This is a genomic window from Bradyrhizobium sp. BRP19 (assembly GCF_020194195.1).
GTDB classification, from domain to species: Bacteria; Pseudomonadota; Alphaproteobacteria; order Rhizobiales; family Xanthobacteraceae; genus Bradyrhizobium; species Bradyrhizobium yuanmingense.
Map to the genome: position 1 here is coordinate 1 of NZ_JADYVZ010000185.1, position 416 is coordinate 416.

1 protein-coding gene is annotated in these 416 nt (G+C 64.4%); it reads left to right on the top strand.

Annotated features, from left to right (window positions below; genetic code table 11):
* Positions 1–416: SDR family oxidoreductase (locus tag I6F36_RS39105; RefSeq protein WP_225173305.1), on the top strand; the 416-nt coding region annotated here is incomplete at both ends.

Sequence of the window (416 nt, forward strand, 5' to 3'; positions counted from 1 at the left end):
AAGGGGGCGCGCGTGCATGTCTGCGGCACGCGCGCCAAGGCGATCGACTATTCGGCCGAGGAAGGGTCGCATCTCGAAGGCCTGGAATACTCGCAGCTCGACGTCAGCGACGCTCGCGCGATCGAGCAATTCAACCCAACCTTCGACCGGCTCGATGTGCTGGTGCTGGCGCAGGGCGCGGTGATCTACCGCCGCGGCGAGTTCGAGATGGAAGGCTTTCGCAAGGTCGTGGAGGTCAACCTCATGAGCCTGATGGCCTGCGCGACCAAATTCCAGAAGATGCTGAGCGCGAGCACGGGCTCGCTCATCATCGTCAGCTCGACCGCCGCCTGTCATTCGACGATGGGCAATCCCGCCTACAATGCCTCGAAGACCGGCGCGGTCGGATTGACGCGGACGCTTGCCCAGGCCTGGGC